2 protein-coding genes are annotated in these 1,131 nt (G+C 42.8%); one reads left to right on the forward strand and one right to left on the reverse strand.

The window, feature by feature from the left end; translation table 11 throughout:
- Positions 1–552 (reverse strand): phosphoadenylyl-sulfate reductase (locus tag A3762_RS19345; protein ID WP_068757173.1); only part of this gene is annotated, 552 nt, incomplete at its 3' end.
- Between the two features lie 128 nt (positions 553–680).
- Between A3762_RS19345 and thrH the strand changes: the two genes are divergently transcribed.
- A partial coding sequence (thrH, locus tag A3762_RS19350; RefSeq protein WP_068757175.1) for a bifunctional phosphoserine phosphatase/homoserine phosphotransferase ThrH occupies positions 681–1,131 on the forward strand: 451 nt, incomplete at its 3' end.

The raw sequence follows: 1,131 nt of genomic DNA on the forward strand, positions 1-1,131 counted from the left end.
CCAATTCGCTAAAGGATTGAACTTAACTAGAATTCCTCCTTCTTTGGCATTGGCGTTATCTAGTTCAACTACGGCAACTTCTGATCGCGTGCCAGGGCTCTGATCTTTTCGTTGACCTGTGATCCATGCATCTAAGGTGGCAAGTTTTCTACGCAGTGGACGAACCTTTCGAATAGAACAACATTCTTTGTGCCCATCTTCGTAAAAACTAAACAGGCCTTTTTCTTTTACGAATGCTTCTAGTTTATCTTGATTCGGTGCCATGAGTTCAATATCGATGCCATAATGCTTTCGCACTTGATCGATGAAGCGATAGGTCTCTGGATGCAGGCGACCTGTATCAAGGCTGAACACCTTAAGGTCATCAGTCAATTTGTGAGACAGCTCAATGAGTGCAACATCCTCCGCTCCGCTGAAAGAGATCGCCGCGTTGCTGAAGTTTGAAAGCGCAAATTTTAAGATCGCGCGAGGCGACATTTCTGCGAGTTCAGCGTTAAGTTCAGCAATTGCTTCGGGAGTAACTGTTTTTGGTTTGCTGAAATCTATGCCCATGTTGGCTTGTCCTACAGGAAAGTTATAAAGCGTTGGATTTTATCGATCATTTATCAATATGCAAGCGCAGGCCTTTTCGTTAGAATGGCGCGCAAATTTTTATGAAGAATAAGTCGGAGTATTAAACCGTGGAATTAGTTTGTCTTGATCTTGAAGGGGTATTGATCCCAGAAATTTGGATTGCCTTTGCTGAAAAAACAGGAATTGAAGAGTTAAAAGCAACGACGCGAGATATTCCCGACTACGATGTGCTTATGCAGCAGCGTCTTCGTATATTAGATGAGCATGGTTATGGTCTTAAGGAGATTCAAGAAGTCATCGATACGCTTGATCCTTTGCCTGGCGCGAAAGAGTTTGTTGAATGGCTAAATCAACGTTTTCAATTGATTATCCTATCCGACACGTTTTACGAGTTTGGTATGCCGTTTATGGCTAAGCTAGGTTTTCCAACGCTGTTCTGCCATAAGTTAGAGGTGAATGAAGAAGGTAAGATTACGGATTACCTATTGCGTCAGAAAGATCCTAAGCGTCAGTCCGTTCGCGCATTTCAGTTATTAAATTATCGTGTGATTGCTGCGG

The organism is Oleiphilus sp. HI0125 (genome assembly GCF_001635355.1).